The organism is Candidatus Krumholzibacteriia bacterium, assembly GCA_029865265.1.
In the GTDB taxonomy this organism is placed as follows: domain Bacteria; phylum Krumholzibacteriota; class Krumholzibacteriia; order WVZY01; family JAKEHA01; genus JAKEHA01.
On the sequence record JAOUHG010000014.1, the window covers coordinates 28,277 to 45,422 of the forward strand.

Consider the following 17,146-nt stretch of genomic DNA (forward strand, 5'->3'; position numbering starts at 1 on the left):
GCCATGAAGACCATCATCGAGCCGTTTCGAATCAAGGTCGTCGAACCCATCCGCATGACCTCGCGCGAGGAGCGCGAGGTGGTGTTGCGATCGGCGGACTTCAACCTGTTCCGCCTCCACGCCGACGACGTGCTCATCGACCTTTTGACCGACAGCGGCACGGGTGCGATGAGCAGCCTGCAGTGGGCCGGGGTCATGCGTGGCGACGAGTCGTACGCGGGGGCCAGGAGCTGGTTCGTGCTGGAGGAATCGGTGCGCGCGCTCACCGGCTTCGAGCACATCCTCCCCACCCACCAGGGGCGCGCCAGCGAGCGCATCCTGTTCGAACTGGTGGGCGGGCCCGGCAAGGTGGTGCCCAACAACAGCCACTTCGACACCACGCGCGCCAACATCGAGCACTCGGGGGCGCGCGCGGTGGACCTGCTGGTGGCGGAGGGGCGCGACCCGCGTTCGCGCGCGCCCTTCAAGGGCAACATGGACGTGGCTGCGCTGGAGGGTCTCATCGCGGAGGTCGGCGCCGGGAGCATCCCGCTGGTGATGCTCACGGTCACCAACAACTCCGGCGGCGGCCAGCCGGTGAGCATGGAGAACATCCGGGCGGTGCGCGCGGTGTGCGACCGCCACGATCTGCCGCTGTTCCTCGACGCATGCCGTTTCGCCGAGAACGCGTGGTTCATCAAGAAGCGCGAGCCGGGCTACGGCGAGCGCCCGGTGGCGGAGATCGTGCGCGAGATGTTCGGCCTGTGCGACGGCGCCACCATCAGTGCCAAGAAGGACGGGCTGGTGAACATCGGCGGGCTCCTGCTGGTGCGCAATCCCGAGCTGATGCGGCGCGCGGACGAGCTGCTCATCCTCACCGAGGGCTATCTGACGTATGGCGGCCTCGCGGGCCGCGACCTGGAGGCGATGGCGCAGGGCTTCCGCGAGGTGGTGGACGAGGATTATCTCCACTACCGCATCCGCAGCACCGAGTACCTCGGTGAGCGGCTGCTGCGCGCGGGCATTCAGATTGTGGAACCGCCGGGCGGGCACGCCGTCTACATCGACGCCGCCGCCTTCGCGCCCCACATTGCGCCCGCGCAGTTCCCCGGCCAGGCGCTGGCGGTGGCCATGTACCGCGAAGCGGGCATCCGCGCGTGCGAGATCGGCAGCGTGATGTTCGGCAAGGGCGGAAAGCCGCCCATGGAACTGGTGCGCCTGGCCATCCCGCGCCGGGTGTACACGCAGAGCCATATCGACTACGTCATCGAGGCGCTGGAAATGGTGTTTGCCCGGCGCGACCGGCTTCGCGGCATGGAGATCGTGGAGGAACCGCCGTCGCTGCGGCACTTCACCGCGCGCTTCCGGGAAGTGTGACGGTGCCCGGCCGCCCGCCTTCGGCACTGCGCACGCTGGCGCTCACCGTCTTCACCCTGATCGCGTTTGCGTCCAACTCGATCCTGTGCCGTCTTGCGCTCGCCGGCTACAGCATCGACCCGGCCAGCTTCACCAGCATCCGCATCCTCTCCGGCGCCATCACCCTGGCCGTCATCGTGATGCTCTCGCGCCGCGGCGCCCGCAGCGGCGGCGGCTGGGGGTCGGCGTTCTTCCTCGCGCTGTACGCGGTTGCCTTCTCGTTTGCGTACATCACCCTGCCCGCGGGAACCGGCGCCCTCATCCTGTTCGGGTGCGTGCAGGCGACGATGATCGTGGCCGCGCTGCGCGCCGGCGAGCGGCCCGGACCGCTGCAGTGGACCGGTCTCGCGATCGCGCTGGGCGGGCTGGTGTATCTCACCGCCCCCGGTCTCGCCGCGCCCTCGCCCGCGGGCTCGGTGCTGATGGCACTGGCCGGCATCGCGTGGGGCGTGTACACGCTGCGCGGGCGCGGCAGCGGTGACCCGCTGGTCGCCACGGGCCGCAACTTCCTGCGCGCGCTTCCCTTTGCCATCGCGGTGAGCCTGGCCACGATCTCACGCCGCGACGTCTCGGCGCACGGTGCGACACTGGCAGTGGCGTCGGGCGCGATCGCATCCGGAATCGGTTACGCGGTGTGGTATGCCGCGCTGCGCGGTCTGAGTGCCACGCGCGCGGCCACGGTGCAACTCTCGGTGCCGGTCATCGCGGCGCTGGGCGGGGTTCTGTTCCTGTCGGAAACGGTGTCGCCGCGGCTCGCCGTGTCGGCAGTTCTCATCCTGGGCGGCGTGGGCATCGCGCTCGCCGAGCGCGCCCGCGTGCTACGCTAAGGCGGCTTCCCCGAGTCGTTTGAGTATCTCGGGCATCCATTCGCGGTGCTCGGGTTTCATGGCGCAGGCGCGCAGGCACACGATCTCCTCCGTGTCCCACACCTTCACCGCTCCGGCTGGTTCCACCATGTTTCTCGGCATGGTCGCCAGCGCCAGGTGAAGATCGCGGCCGGCCGCGGCCTTGAACAGCGCGCTCGCCGCCGCGGAGGCCTCGCGCGACGTCTCGGCGCGCACCGCCCACACCACGATGTCGAGTTCCGGTTCGAACAGCGGCGCAAAGCGCGCGTCTCCGCACAGCGCACGGTACATGACGAGCGCCGCCTCGCGTCCCGCCTCCAGCCCGCGCGCGAACTCACCGCCGCGCTCCAGCGGCAACATGCGCATGGTGGTCCACAATGCCACCGCCGCCGCACCCGGACGCGAACACTCCAGCGATATCTCCCCCAGGTGCAGATCGCCCGAGGAGAAGTAGGTGTAGGGCGAGTCGTGTTTGTAGAAGCGGCCCACCGACGGATCGCGGAACAGCACGCACCCGCAGCCGTAGGGCTGCAGCCCGTGCTTGTGCGGGTCGATGACCACGGAGTCGGCGTCGCCCATGGCATCAAAGGCACGCCGCGCCGGTTCGCCCAGGTTGTCCGCCAGCGTAAAGTAACCGGCGTAGGCGGCGTCGACGTGCACGCGCACGCCATGGTTACGAGCGAGATCGATGATCTCGCGCAGCGGGTCCACCGAACCGGTTGCGGTAGTCCCCACCGTGGCCACCACCGTGCCCACCCCACCCTCCGCCAGCATGCCGCGCAGCACATCCAGCTTCATGCGCCCGCGCGCGTCCGCTTGCACCGCGGCGAACGGCACTCCCAGCACCGCCGACAGGCGCGGATGCGTGTAGTGAGCCTGCGACGACGCCAGCACCGTCTTCCCGGGCGCGAGCTCGCGCGCGATCCACAGCGCCTCGAAGTTGGCCATGGTGCCGCCCGCGCTCAGGTGGCCGAGGTGTTCGCGCCACCCCAGCATGCGCGCGAGTTCCGCGACTGCTTCTTTTTCCATGCGCGAACTGGCGCGGCCGCCATCCAGCGCGTGGTTGTTGGGATTGATACACATCGCCAGCACATACGCCAACCGCGCCACCGGGTGCGGCGGTTTGAGCATCTGTCCGATGTATAGAGGGTGGTGGTAGGGGAAGTTATCATGCAGGCGCCCGGCCGCCTCCAGCAGGGCGGCATGGATGCGCGCCGTATCGGGCCGCTCCCCGGCGGGCGGCAGGTTCTCGAACCCGGCCGCGAGGGCGTTGATGGCGTCCTCGAGAAGACGTGTTTCGCGTGAGTCGATCTGCATGCGTATATCCGCCGTGCGGATCATAGCACGCACGCGCTCCACCCCACTCCCATGCCCTGGTCAGCCTCCCCCCTTCCCATTGCTCCGCGTTCGATCCCGTCCCGTGCCCCGCTGGCACCCGAGTTGCAGAGTCCGCCGGCAAGCCGCGGCGGCGGCGATAGACATATATGTAACTACTTGTGTATATTGTATTTAAATAGATTCCTGGCGGCCTCTTGAAACTCCTGTTCGCCCATTTGCAGCCCTCCCGGCTCCGAACCGCCCGACTTCTGACCGGCGCCCTGGCCGCCGGCATGGCGCTGGCGCTCGCCGGCCCGGCTTCGGCGCTGCGCGTGGCAACGGGCGTTTACACCGGAAACGGGTTCCAGCAGGCGATCACCACCCCCGGCTTCCAGCCCGCCGTGGTCATTGTCAAGGGCAACGCGTACCGGCCGGCGGTCATCAAGACGGCGACGATGGCCGGAACGTACTCCAAGTACTTCTACAGCAACGGCATTCTTGGCTACAACGACGGCATCCAGTCGTTGCAGGGCGACGGATTCACCGTCGGCTACTCGCTATCCGTGAATGGAATCTTCACGGCCTACACCTATCTCGCAATCGAGGCCTCGCCCGGCGAAATCGCGGTGGGTTCCTACCTGGGCGACGGCAACCCGGCGCGGACGATCTCCGGGCTGGGATTCCCGCCCGCGTACGTGATGGTGATGTCGGAGGCGAGCACGAACGGGACGCAACGCTTCGCCATTCAGCCCGGCACCGAAACGAGTCTGTCCGTTGGATATTTCTACAGCAACAGCCCGGGCATCACCGGCATCGGATCCGACGGTTTCGACGTGAGCGGAGACGCCGAGGTGAACGCGGCCGGCGTCACCTACCACTACATCGCATTTGGAAGCGCGGCGGTTGCCACCGGGACCTACGCGGGCGACGGCGCGGCGAGCCGGGTCATCGGCGGCTTGGTGTCCGCGCCGGCCTGCGTGGTGGTTCGCGGCGCAAAGGTACAGGATCTTACGCTGCACCGCGTATCTGCCAACGGCGACAACACGGCGATGAAGTTCGTGCCGGAACTGAACGTCTCCAACGCGATCGTTCGATTCCTGCCCGATGGCTTCGAAGTGGGAGCCGACCAGAGCGCCAACAAGTCCGGCAGAGACTACTACTGGCTGGCGTTTCCAGGTACGGGCGCGGAAACGGACGCGTCGATCGCACTCGGTTCCAGCCGCACCAGCGCCGCGTTCGGGGATCCGCTGGCGCTGACTGTGGTCATCACCAACGAATCCGTCGATTCCTTGAGCGGCCTGGCGGTAACAGCGCCACTCCCGGCTGGTCTCACCTACGCGGGTCACACGGCCACGCGCGGGACCTATGTGCCCGGTTCCGGTCTGTGGACGGTGGGACCGCTGGCGGGCGGCGAGAGCGTGAATCTGAACATCGATGCAAGTGTGACGACCGGCGGCCCGGCCACCTTGCGCGCCGTCGCCGCCATCACCGCCCTCGACCAGGCGGACAGCAACCCCGCCAACGACGCCGACAGCGTATCGATCGACATCATCCAGAGGGAATACCGGGTGACGACGGGCAGCTACACCGGCAACGCGGCCGCGTCACGGGCCATCAACGGCCTCGGCTTTGCGCCCGACGCCGTCCTCATCACCGGCCAGAACGGCGCCGGGACCGTGGTGCGCACCGGCACCATGCCCGCGGGAACCGTGAAGCAACTCGGCACCAACCAGGTGCTGCTCGCGGGTGCCATCAACTCGCTCGACGCGGATGGTTTCACCGTCGCCAACCACGCCACCACCAACGCCGGTGGTGTCGTGTACCACTGGACGGCATTCCAGTCCGAACCGGGTTCGATGGTCATCGGCAGCTACACCGGCAACGGCGCCGACGACCGCAGCATCGCGACGGTGGGGTTCCAACCCGGGTACCTGATCGTCATGAGCTCGAACAACGAAGAATCCATGCAGCGCTTTGCCGGCATGGGCGGCGACGCCTCGGCGGAGTTCAAAGCCGGCGACCTCAAGCCCGACCGCATCCAGGCGTTCGAGCCCACCGGGTTCCAGGTCGGCAAACACAACACCGTCAACGGTAGCGGTGTCCAGTTCCACTACCTGGCCTGGAGGGACGGCGCGGCGCAGGCAAAGACCGGCTTGTACGTGGGCAACGGAAGCGCAAGCCATCCCCGCAACGACATCGGCTTCCGCCCGCTGCACGCCATCATCCGCCGCCAGAGCAACGGGGAGCCCACGGTCCAGCGTTCGGCGTCGGTCACGGGCAACACCACCCTCCCTTTCACACAGGCCCCGCCCCTCACCGGCGCAATCACCGCACTCACCGCGGACGGGTTCGATCTCGGGGCGGACCCGAGCGTCAACGAGATGGGTGCACTGTACTTCTGGTCCGCGTTTCGCGACAGCCGCGAGGCGGACCTGGCGCTCACTGTCACGCAGAGCAACCCCATTCCCAATGTCGGTGACACGCTGACGCTCGACGTGCGCGTGGACAACCTGGGAACGGCCGATGCCAACGGCGTGAAAGTTTCCGCGCCCGTTCCGGCGGGCATGGGGTTCATTTCCGCCACCGCCGGCGTGGGATCGTTCGTGGCGAGTACGGGTACATGGACCCTCGGCACCCTGGCCAACGGCAGCGGGGCAACCCTGAGCGTGCGCGCCCGGGTTTTACCGGGGACCGGAGGATCAACGCTCGTGCACGGGGCCTCCGTCAGCGCACTCGACGAACTGGACCCCAACACCGGTAACAACACCGCGACGGCCGTCATCGCGGTGCAGGCGGCCGAACTGGGAATCGCGGTGTCTGCCGACAGCGCCTTCGCGTCGGTCGGCGATACCCTGCGCGTCCACGTTGGAATCGCGAACAACGGTCCCAACGCGGCCAGCGGGGTGGCGGCGACGGTGTGGCTGCCCGCGTTTGCGGCCTACGTGTCGCATACCGGCGACGGCTCCTTTGTGTCCGGCACGGGCGCGTGGACGTCGGGACCAATCCCCGCCCTGGGTGCCGCGGAACTCACCGTCGTTGCTGTTGTACTGCCAGGTGCCGAGGGTCAGCAACTCGTGACCAGCGCCAGCCTGACCGCGGCCGACCAGGAAGATCCGCAGGCGGCCAACAACGCCGCTTCCGTCGCCGTGCAGGTGATCACGCCGGTTACGCTGGGCGATGTGGCGGCATCACTCTACCCGGCCGCGGCGTCGGCCGGGCAACCGGCGCTCGCCCTGCGCATCGACGTGGGCAACGCCGCCGCCGTGGGCGTCACGCTGGCGACGACGTCGACGATCTCCTTCAGCGACGGCGTTTCCACCTACAGCGCCGCGCTCCGGAACCCGACATTCGTCCCCGCGAATGCGTCGGACTTCACGCTTTCGTTCACCGCCGCTGCGGTGCCGGCGGGGATGACGCCCGGCGCGTCGTACGACCTCCGCCTCGCGCTCGCGGGAACGACGGCGGAGGCGTGGGCCTACGCCGACACGTTCCTGACCACCGGGCGCAACGCCATCTTCATCACCGGCCCGGAGATGGTGGTGACCGCCGGCATCGTGGGCGATGCCATCGCCAACCCCGGGGCGGCGGACGTCGAACTGCTGCGGCTGGAATTCCAGAGCGCCTACACGGCGCCGCGCACGCTGGACTCCCTGGTGGTCACCAACACGTCGACGGGGCCGGGCACAGCCGGCGAACTGGACGGGCTGGCGCGCGCCCTCCACTTGTATGGAGACGCGGACGGGAACGGGGTACTCAGCGCACCCGACTCTCTGCTCGGCTCGTCCCTCTTCCTGAACGGCCGCGCCGTGTTCGACGTGGCGGGCGCATGGACAGTCCCCGCCGCTTCGGTGTCGCGCCTGATTCTCAGCACCGACGTCGACTCGACCCGCGCCCGCGACGGCGATCACATGAACGCGGCCATCACGTTCGAGAGCGACATCGTGTTCGTGGAACCCACGTCGATTGCCGGAACCATCTCGCCGCTGGATCGCCTGGACTCCTATGGCACCGCCACCATCGACGGCATGGTGGCCATGCAGGTTGCCTTCGCCGACGCCGGGGTGGACACACTCGCATCCGGCAACACGGACGTGTGGATCGCCACCCTCGTCCTGCCCACCAACGGCTACGCCGACGACGTCCTCAAACGGATCGAGATTGCCGACTTCTCGGGCGGCTTCGCCCCGGCGGACCTGGCCGCGCTCGAACTGGTTCGAGACGACGGCGACGGCGTGTATACCCCCGGCGTGGATCTGCCGCTGGGCCGATTTGCCTTCTCGGGCGATCGTTACCAGTTGTCCGGACTCTCGGAGCCCATCGCAGCCGGAAACCGATTCTTCCTGGTGGCGGCCGCCGCAACCACGCCGACCGACGGGGATACCTTCCAGCCCGGGATTCCCACCGACGGCGTGGAGATGGCGTCGGGCAACGACGGTCCCATCGACCTGCCCGTCGTTTCGCCGCGGACACTGGTCCTTTCGCGCGTCGAGGAGATCACCGTGAGCGCACGGACCCTCGGATCGCTCACGGTAGCACCGGGATCCGCCGGCGCCCCGATGCTCTGGCTCGACGTGCGCAACAACACGGCCGCCGACGCCACCATCGACACGCTGTTTCTGATCAACGCGAGCACGGGAAGCGGCGGCGTGACGGAACTGGACGGCAATTTCCGCGGGGTCAGCGTGTACACTGACAACGGCGACGGCGCGCCGGGGCCGGGTGATACGCTGCTCGCGGCAGGATTGCGATTCACCGCGGGGACACTGGCAATCTCACCGCTCGGCCCGGCGCTGAGCTCCGGCGCGACCCGGACACTGCTGGTTGTGTGCGACGTGGATTCCTCCTGCGCCGCGGATGGCGACCTGCTCGCCGTTTCGGTGAGCACGGCGGCACACGTGGTAACCACGGCGCCCGCGCCGGTGGCCGGCGCCTTTCCCATCACGACCAACCCGGCGCGGCCAGTCAACGGTATGGTCGCCCACCAGATTCGCGCGATCGCAACCCCGGACACGGTGCTGGTGGCGGGCTCGACCCACAACGCCGTGCTGGACGTGCGCATCCATGGCAACGGCTACGCCGCCGACATGCTGCAGACCCTGACCGTGCAGAACCTCGGCACCGCGACCGACGCGCACGTCTCCCGTTTCGCGCTCTTCGCGGACGGCGGCGACGGCGTCTTCGACGCCGGCGCCGGCGACGACATCGCGCTTGGCGACTTGACCGATATCGGCGGCGGGCGCTTGCAGAGCGGCCCGCTGTCCTTCCCGCTCCCGGGCACCTGCGGCCAGGACGCGCGCTTCTACGTCTCCGCGGACGTGGTACCGTCGCCACCCAGCGGCGCGTCGCTGCAACTCTCGATCCCCACCCTCGGCATCGCAGTGGCGTCCGGCAACGACGGACCCATCGACACGCCGGTCACCAGCCCGGGCGTGCAACTCATTCCGAGGCCGGACGAGCTCACGGTATTCCCGTACTCGGTGGGCGACAAGCGCGTGCGCCCCGGCGCGACCCGCGTACTCAACTTCGGCGCGGGCCTGTACAACGGCTTCGACTCGCCCCTGGTGCTCAACGGGATGCAGCTCTTCCAGAAGGGATCCGCGACCGCGGCCGAAATCGTGCGCGTGCAGGCCTGGGCGGACGCCGACACCAACGGCCTGTTCGATCCCAACTTCGACACGCTGGTGGCCACCAGGACGTCCACCAGCGTGTTCTACCCGCTGTCCGGTTTCAACCTTCCGCTGCCGCCGAAGAGGATTTCGTATCTCTTCGTCAGCTACGACCTGTCGCTCGCGGTGCGCGACTCGGTCGGCGTCAACCTGCAGATCAACTCGGAGACCGACCTGTCGCTTCCCAACCCCTCGGTGCTGCACGGCGAGTTTCCCATCGACTCCCCGGGCCAGGACCTGAGCGACGGAATGGTCGCCGCGCAGATCGCGGCGCTGAACGCGCCCAGCCAGACGGTGCCGCCCGGAGAATCGGATGTGTTCGTGCTTGGATTCACCGTGCCGAGGAACGGTCTGTTGACCGATGTTCTGCAGCGCGTCAGCGTGGGTAACGCCGGCACGGCCGCAGCCGGGCAGGACATCGTGTTCCTGAACCTGTGGGCGGAGGGCAACGGCAACACCAAGTTCGACCGGAGCGGCGACCGCCTGCTGACGACCCTGGCGTGGAACGGAAGCGTGTGGCGCAACCCGACGCCCATCGCGGAGTCCATCCCCGTAGGCGGATTGCGTTGCTACGCGAGTGCGTTCATCTCCGGCAGCGCGGTGGACGGCCGTACGCTGCGCGCATTCCTGCCCGTGGGCGCACTGAGGGTTGCCTCCGGCAACGACGGACCCATCGACGCCACCGTGGTCAACTCGGGAACGCAGGTGATATCCACCGATCCGTTGATCGCCAGCATCTCGACCGACCGGAGCTCCTATAGCGTGGGACAGTTGATCGGCGTCACCATGAACGTGCGCAACGTCGGCGGCACCACGCTGACCGCGGTGTTCCCGGATTCGCTGGCCATGAGCGGTAGTGGCGGTGCCATCCCCGTGGGCGGGCCGGTTCCCGCCACGGCTGATTTGGCACCGGGCGAGGAAGCGGCGTTCGCGTGGACACTCACCGCCGCCGCACCCGGTGCGCTCTCCTTCTGCGGATCCGCGTCGGACGGCTCGGTTGCCTCGATCTCCGTGTGCGCGGACCCGGTGCGCATCGACAGCCGGGTCACGGCGGTCACGGCCGCCTTCGAGGACCACGCACCCCCGGGAGTCAACCGGGGCCAGCGCACCGTGCCGGCCATGACATTCCAGATCAACCACGCGGATACCGATTCGCTCGCGGCGGAGGTGCGGGTGAAAACCATCGTGCTGGCCGTGGCGGACAACGGTGGCAGCGGCATCGCGCCCAACAGCGTTCTTTCGGGGGTCACGCTGGTGAGTTCCAGCGGGACCAGCGCGTTCTTCTCGCTGGTGGACTCGACACTGAGCCCGGTGCGCCTCACCCTGCCGCAGCCCATCCGGATTGCACGCGGTGAGGACGTGACCATCGACGCAACCATCGACGTCGCCGCGTCCGCAGTACTCGCCCCGTTCCGGCTGTCGGTCGCGGCACCGGAAGACCTGGGCATCACCGACGCCAACGACGGCGCACCGGTCGCGGTGTCGTCTTCGACGCCCTTCCCCTGGCTGACCAGCGCGATCGACGTGGACGAACCTGCCACCCTGGTGCGCGTTTCCGGGGATGCTGCAACCGCCACCACCGCCAACGTCGGACAGCAGCGCGTGGTCATCTGGGACGGTACCATGCAAAACGCGTCACCGGCCGCAGCCGCCACCGCCGCTGTAACCGCGCTGCTGATCGACTTCCACGATGGCACCGGCACCCCGATTGCGCCGGCCGGAACTGTGTCGAGACTTGCGATCTTTGGCGGCGGCACCCGCCTCTTCGAGACCGTGGTGTTGCCGGCAGCGGCCACCGCGCAATTCGACCTGCCCTCGGCGCTGCTGCTGCCGCCGCAGCAGCTGCGCTCGTTCGTGGTGGAGGTGGACATCCAGGACCTCCCCGCCAGCGCGGATCTTGGCATCACGCTGCGCACGCCGGCCGCGATCGCCGCGCGGGACAACAACAGCGGGGCGGTGCTCGCGGTGGTGCCGGATGGCGGGGCGGCCTTCCCGCTGGTATCCCGGACCATTTCGTTCCAGCCGGCCGCGACCGGCCTGGCGGCGGCACTGGTGAGCCTGGCGCCGGAGACCATCCTGCCCGCCGACGCGGGAATCGGGATCGCGCGCCTGCGTCTGAGCCACGCCGACGCCATCTCTTCCGCAATCGTCGTGGATTCGCTGGCACTCGCGTTCCGCACCGTCGACGGCGCGGCCTTCTATCCCGGCAACTACTTCAATCGCATCGTGGTGGTGGCGAGCGCGGACACGCTGGCCAGCGTGACCACGTTGAGCGGCGTCAGCTCGCTGGTCCCCTGCCGCTTCACCAGTCCCATCGTGCTTGCCCCGGCAGCAGCCGAATCGCTCACCATTCTGGTTGATGCAAAAGGATCGTTCGTCCCGGCAACGTTCGTCGTGCGCGTCGATCGCGAGTTCATCCACGCGGTGGATGCCAACGACCCCGCACAATCCATCAACATTTCCGGTGCGTTCCCGCTGCAATCGGACCCGGCCAGCATGCGCCTGCCCGGCGACGACATAGCCGTCGCCCTGCTCTCATCACTCCCGCCCAACGTGGCCGGCAACGAGCGCGCACTCCGCGTGATGGACCTGGCCCTGCAGAACCGCAACACACCCGGCTTCACCGCCGCACGGCTGGAGTCGCTGACGGTGGCAGTCCAGGGCCACAGTGGAGGAACCATAGTTCCCGGTGCCATCGTCGCCGCGGCGAGGCTCACCGAGGCCGACTCTCTCGTGTGCGCCGGCACCGTGACGGCGACGGGTATCGTATTCACCATGCCCGGCGGCTTCACGCTGCAGCCGGGGACGACGCGCGATCTGTCGCTCGTGCTGGACCTGGCCGGGAGTATCAAGGAAAGCAAGTTCCGCTTTGCCGTGGCGGACGCAACCTCGGTGGTGCTCTCCGACGACGCAACCGGCGGGCCGGTGACGGCCACATCGGACAGCGGTTTCCCGCTGGCCACGCAGTACGCCGCGGTGCTCTCGACCGACGCGAACGGCGCGTTTACCAACTACCCCAATCCGTTCGCCGCGGGGCGCGAGTCGACGCGCGTCACATTCTTCCTTGATCAACCCTCCGCGGTAACACTGCGCCTGTTCACGCTGTGGGGCGATCCGGTGACAACGCTCGCCAGTGGCGTGCGCATGTCCGCCGGCCTGCACCAGGATGTAACCTGGGACGGCCGTAACGGCAGCGGCGACACGGTGAACAACGGCGTCTACTACCTGCTGCTCGACATCGCGCCGGACGCGGGCACGCCACAGACGCTGCGGCGCAAGGTGGCGGTGCTGCGATGAGGCGTGTCGTTCTGGCAATTTGTCTGGCCGGGCTCGTCGCACCGGCGGCGGCGCACGGCGGCTCTTACGGCACCGAGCTCCCGTTCGTTGCGGGGGCGGGCGCGCGCGCGTCCGGAATGGGTCTCGCGGGCACGTCGCTCACGGGGACGCCGGCGTCGCAGTATGCCAACCCGGCCACGCTGGCCTTGCAGGAGTACCGCCAGCTCGAACTCTACCGGACGACCCTGTTCGATTCCAAATCGTCGTACCTGGCGGCCGCGTACGCCCACCCCAGCCTGGACTTCGGCGCCTTCGGACTCAGCCTGCTCCGCGTGGGCGTGGGCGGCATCGAGGAACGCGACGACTTCAACACGCTGCTCTCATCCGATCTGACGAGCACCGACACGCGCATCCTGCTCGGATACGGGGCCGCCGTGACGCGCGCACTGGCGCTGGGCGTGAACCTGAAGATCGACCACCAGCAACTCGCAGGCGCCAGCGGGACGGGCATCGGCGCGGACCTGGGTGCGGTTGCCAGCCATACCTTTGCGGGTGACGGTTTGCTGCGCTCCGCGCGCGCGGGCGTCATGCTCGAGAACGTGGTGGAGCCCTCGGTGAAACTGGACGCCGAGGACGTGAGCGACCCCATGCGCATCTCGGCAGGTGCGTCGCTGGACGCACTCGCCGATCGATTCGGAATCACGGCGGCCGTGGACGTGGTGAGCCCGCGCTACTCACCCTTCCAGTTCCGGGCGGGCCTGGAGGTGGACTACGACGGGCTGGTGGCGCTGCGCGCGGGGCTCGACGACGACACCCCCACCTTCGGCCTTGGCGCCGGCTACCGCAGCGTGCGCCTCGACTATGCCTTCCGCGACGAGGAACTCGGCGCCAACCACCGCTTCTCAGTGGCGGTGGCCTTCGGTGCCTCCACCTCCGAACGCAGGCAGACCCGCCAGGAGCGCCAGGACGCGGAAATGCACGCCCGCCTGCGCGAGCGCATCCGCGAGTTCGAGAACGGGCAACGGCAACACCTGGTGGCTCGCGCGGACAGCCTGTTTGCGGCCGGGAACTACGCCGCGGCGGACGAACAGTACGGCGCGGTGCTGGCCTGGGATCCGTCTGACACGCGCGCGGTGGGATTGCAGAGCGAATGTCGTTTCCATTTGGAGGTCGCGCAGGCACGGCAAGGCGAAGCCGCGGGCGATTACCCCACCGCACTCTACCACTTCCGGCGCGCGGAGCAGTTCCGCGACGGCGACGCGGGCGTTACCGATGGCATCCTTCTCTGCGAACAACGCATCCAGGAGGGTCATGACCGCGCCGCCATGGTTCAGACCCTGCTCAGCCGGTCAATCGATCTCTACGCATCGGGGCAGCTCACCGAGGCCCTGCCAGGATTCCGGGAAGTCCTGCGCACCGACCCCGGCAACGCGCTCGCGCGCGAGTACGAGCGCAAGACAACGGTCAGCATCCAGTCGGTCGTGGAACAGAATATCACCCGCGCGCGCACACGCGCGGAGCGCGGGGACTTCCCCGGCGCAATGGAATCCATCGAGCAGGCACGCGCGCTCGCCCCGCAGGACGAACGTGTGGCAGCGGAACTGGCGGCGATACAGAAGCGCCAGCAGTCTCAATCGACGAAGGACGCACACGCGGTCACCGCCACCCCGCCGGAGCCCGCGTACGACGCGACCGTCGACGAGGCCGTGCTCCTGTCCCGCTACCGCGAGGGGATCCGGCTCTTCGAACAGGGTAATTTTGAGGCGGCGACCCGGGAGCTGCTCGTGGTGTGGACGGCCGCACCGGGATTCCACGACGTCGCGGATACCCTGGCGCGTGCATACCTCTTTCTTGGCATGCAGGCGTACTCGAAGGGGAGCTACGACGAGGCGATCGCCAGCTGGGAGCACGTACTCACCATCGACCCCGGCAACGCCAAGGCGCGGCGGTATCTCAAGAGTTCACGGGAGGAGGCGAGCCGCCTGGGCGCGGGCCGGCCGTGAAGGGGCGCACCATGAAGACTCCGCTGTTCCAGTCGCTTCGCGTGCAACTACTCGCGGGCGCCGCTCTGCTGCTGGCGATCACCGTGGGTGCGGTGGGCTATGCGCTCACCCTGAACCAGCGGCGATCCCTCACCGAGACGATGATCCAGACCGTGGTGTTGCAGGGCCGCAACGTTGCGCTGTCCGGCGAGAAGTCCCTCCTGCGCCCCGATCCCGAGTTTGAATTGTGCCCGCTGGTGACACGCGTCATGAGTGAAGTTCCCGACATACAGTTGCTGGTGGTGGCGGACCGGAACGGCGTGGTGCAGGGTCACCGGGACCCGTCCCGCGTCGGCAAGCCGTTTGTCTACGAAGACGGCGGTGCCATCGCCGTTGCGTCGCCGTCCGTGCGCGGGGACGAAACGCTTCGCGAAAGCACCAGCGCCTATCTGCTCGCCACACCCGTTTTCGGCGGCACCAGCAAGGTCGGCACCGTGTACCTCACGGTCTCCAAGCGCGCGCTGCTCGAGCAGCAGCGCAGGTCGCTCCTGCTCACCATTCGCTTGAGTGCTGCGGCGCTGCTGGCGGGGCTGCTGCTGGCCGTTCTGTTCTTCACGCGCATCTCGCGCCCGATGGGCACGCTCATGCAGGGCCTCGATGCACTCGCACGCGACCTGTCCTTCAGCATCGTGATGCCGACGCGCAACGAATTCCGTGTGGTCGCCGACGCGTTCAACCGCATGGCCCGCGAGATCCAGGGGGCCCAGCGCGAGTTGCTGGCCAAGGAGCGTCTCGCCCACGAGGTGGAGCTGGCGCGCCAGATCCAGGAGTCGCTGGTGCCACGCTCGGTGGCAGACGCGGGACGCTTCGAGATCGGTTTTCACTATGAGTCCGCGTACGAAGTGGGCGGCGACTACCTGGACATCATCCCGGTCGATGGTTCGCGGGTGTTCTTTGTCATGGCCGACGTTTCCGGCAAGGGCGTTGCGGGCATGGTGGTCATGGCAATGACCCGGGTGCTGGTGCGTCAGTTCGCTGGATCGGGGTCGCCGCCACGCGAAGTCCTCATACGGCTCAACCAGGCGCTGGCCGGGAACATCCGTCGCAACATGTTCGTTACCGCTTTCGTCGGTGTGCTCGACATCGATCGGGGCGAGTTTGCGTACTCCAACGCCGGACACAACCCCCTTGTCGTCTACCACGAGGGTCGCCGGGTCGCCACTGACAAGAGACTGGATGGCGTCCCGCTGGGCATCTTCACGACGGATCGCTTTGCCGAAACGGTGGCGGACTACTCTACCTCGCTCGCCCCCGGCGACGTGGTCCTCCTCTACACCGACGGGCTCACAGAGTCGCTGGACACAGCCAGGAAACAATTTTCGCTGCAACGCGTAATCGACATCGCAACCGACCAGGGTCACCTGGGGGCACGGCATCTGGTGCGCCGCCTGGTGGCCGCGGAGAAGCGCTCACGCGGCGAGGCAGCGCAGGCCGATGACATCACGCTGCTCGCCTTCGGCATAGCGATCCGCGAGCGCAGCGCGGTGGGGAGCACGGGCTGATGGCCACACGGATCGCACGGGTCGACTTTGACGCACGCACCGCAAGCCTGGTGGTGAAACCGTCGTCCGCCGGTCTGGATTCCGGACGCGTGCGCGAGATCGTCGCCGCCCTGAAGACTGCCGGCATGCAGCAGGTGGATGTCCACGTCGACGCCGGACCAGAAGCCAGCCAGGCAGATGGGCTGCGGGCTGCGTTGGGAGACGCGGGCGTTCTCGTCCACCAGGGTGATTACGCCGGCTCGGTCGGCCGGGTCGGCAACCGCGCATTCCAGTGCGCGGTGGATCCGGACGAAGCGCGAGCCGGCTGGACCATCGAGGCCTGCCTCGACTCCCTGGACCGCGCCGTGGTGCGGTCCGCGCTGCTCGTGGCCCTTGTGCGTCTGGCGACGAACATGAACGACATGCTGGGAGGACAGTTGCGCTTCGCCGTGCACGAGCTGGTGGCCAACGCCGTCGATCACGCAGACTTCTCCGGCAGCGCGCCCCGCATCGAACTTGCCATCCTGGCAACCCCATCGACCACGCTGCTCTCGTATCGTGACAATGCGGGACCCTTCACCACCACCACGCCACCCCTCGTCGACATCGACGTCAAGATCGCGCGCGGGGAGCGAAGGGGGCTCGGGCTCTTCATGTTGAATCGGATGGCCCAACAGGTTCGCTACCGGCGCGACGGTGACTGGAATGAAACCACGGTTCTGTTCGTCAGAACCGGAAACGAAACCCAAAACGCAAGGAGATCAAGTATGGAAGGACTGGAGCTGAAGCAGACACCGTGCAAGCTGCCGAACACGGTGGTACTCAAGCCCGTGGGCAGCATCGACTCCACCACCGTACACGTCCTCGACGCACGGCTGAACGCGCTCGCTTCGCAGGCGGGCGCGCAAATCGTGCTCGACATGTCCGAGGTGGATTTCATCAGCAGTGCCGGCGTGGGCTTGTTCCTCGGCACGGTATCGCAACTTCGCACCACCGGCGGGGACCTGATCTTCACCGGGATGCTCCCCGCGATACTGGAAGTGTTCGAGATCATCAATCTCTCCGCCTACTTCAGGATCGTGCCGTCGCTGGAGGCCCTGGAGCCCGCTCCCCGGGGGTAGGGA

7 protein-coding genes are annotated in these 17,146 nt (G+C 67.9%); 6 read left to right on the plus strand and 1 reads right to left on the minus strand.

The genetic code is table 11. The features are described 5' to 3' along the window. The first annotated feature begins 3 nt into the window (after positions 1–3). Both OEX18_08465 and OEX18_08470 read left to right on the plus strand, forming a co-directional pair. Positions 4–1,356 carry a tryptophanase gene (locus tag OEX18_08465; protein MDH4337296.1) on the plus strand — a complete coding sequence of 451 codons (1,353 nt, stop codon included), beginning with the start codon at positions 4–6 and terminating at the stop codon, positions 1,354–1,356. Beyond that, on the plus strand, positions 1,353–2,222 hold the full coding sequence (locus OEX18_08470; GenBank protein MDH4337297.1) for a DMT family transporter: 870 nt from the start codon (positions 1,353–1,355) through the stop codon (positions 2,220–2,222). Before OEX18_08465 ends, OEX18_08470 begins: the two co-directional genes overlap by 4 nt. Here the strand turns inward: OEX18_08470 and OEX18_08475 are convergent. Further along, entirely contained in the window at positions 2,214–3,557 is a 1,344-nt protein-coding gene (locus OEX18_08475) for an aminotransferase class V-fold PLP-dependent enzyme (protein ID MDH4337298.1), read from the minus strand. The genes OEX18_08470 and OEX18_08475 overlap by 9 nt on opposite strands. Before the next feature lie 215 nt (positions 3,558–3,772). Here OEX18_08475 and OEX18_08480 point away from each other — a divergent pair, with 215 nt between their 5' ends. Genes OEX18_08480 through OEX18_08495 form a run of 4 tightly spaced genes read left to right on the plus strand, consistent with a single transcriptional unit; the run spans position 3,773 to position 17,143 of the window. Then, positions 3,773–12,520, plus strand: a complete 8,748-nt coding sequence (locus tag OEX18_08480) for a hypothetical protein (GenBank protein ID MDH4337299.1) — start codon at positions 3,773–3,775, stop codon at positions 12,518–12,520. Further along, complete coding sequence (locus OEX18_08485) at positions 12,517–14,502, plus strand: PorV/PorQ family protein (GenBank protein MDH4337300.1); 1,986 nt, start codon at positions 12,517–12,519, stop codon at positions 14,500–14,502. The genes OEX18_08480 and OEX18_08485 overlap by 4 nt, the downstream gene beginning before the upstream one ends. An 11-nt stretch (positions 14,503–14,513) precedes the next feature. Continuing rightward, complete coding sequence (locus OEX18_08490) at positions 14,514–16,043, plus strand: SpoIIE family protein phosphatase (GenBank protein ID MDH4337301.1); 1,530 nt, start codon at positions 14,514–14,516, stop codon at positions 16,041–16,043. Next, a complete protein-coding gene (locus OEX18_08495; GenBank protein ID MDH4337302.1) occupies positions 16,043–17,143 on the plus strand; it encodes an anti-sigma factor antagonist in 1,101 nt (366 codons plus the stop codon). Before OEX18_08490 ends, OEX18_08495 begins: the two co-directional genes overlap by 1 nt. Positions 17,144–17,146 lie beyond the last annotated feature (3 nt).

Bases quoted from the DNA above. Each gene is read 5' to 3' on its own strand.
- OEX18_08465 (MDH4337296.1), top strand. From the start codon at position 4: ATGAAGACCATCATCGAGCCGTTTCGAATCAAGGTCGTCGAACCCATC.
- OEX18_08475 (MDH4337298.1), bottom strand. From the start codon at position 3,557: ATGCAGATCGACTCACGCGAAACACGTCTTCTCGAGGACGCCATCAAC.
- OEX18_08485 (MDH4337300.1), top strand. From the start codon at position 12,517: ATGAGGCGTGTCGTTCTGGCAATTTGTCTGGCCGGGCTCGTCGCACCG.
- OEX18_08490 (MDH4337301.1), top strand. From the start codon at position 14,514: ATGAAGACTCCGCTGTTCCAGTCGCTTCGCGTGCAACTACTCGCGGGC.
- OEX18_08495 (MDH4337302.1), top strand. From the start codon at position 16,043: ATGGCCACACGGATCGCACGGGTCGACTTTGACGCACGCACCGCAAGC.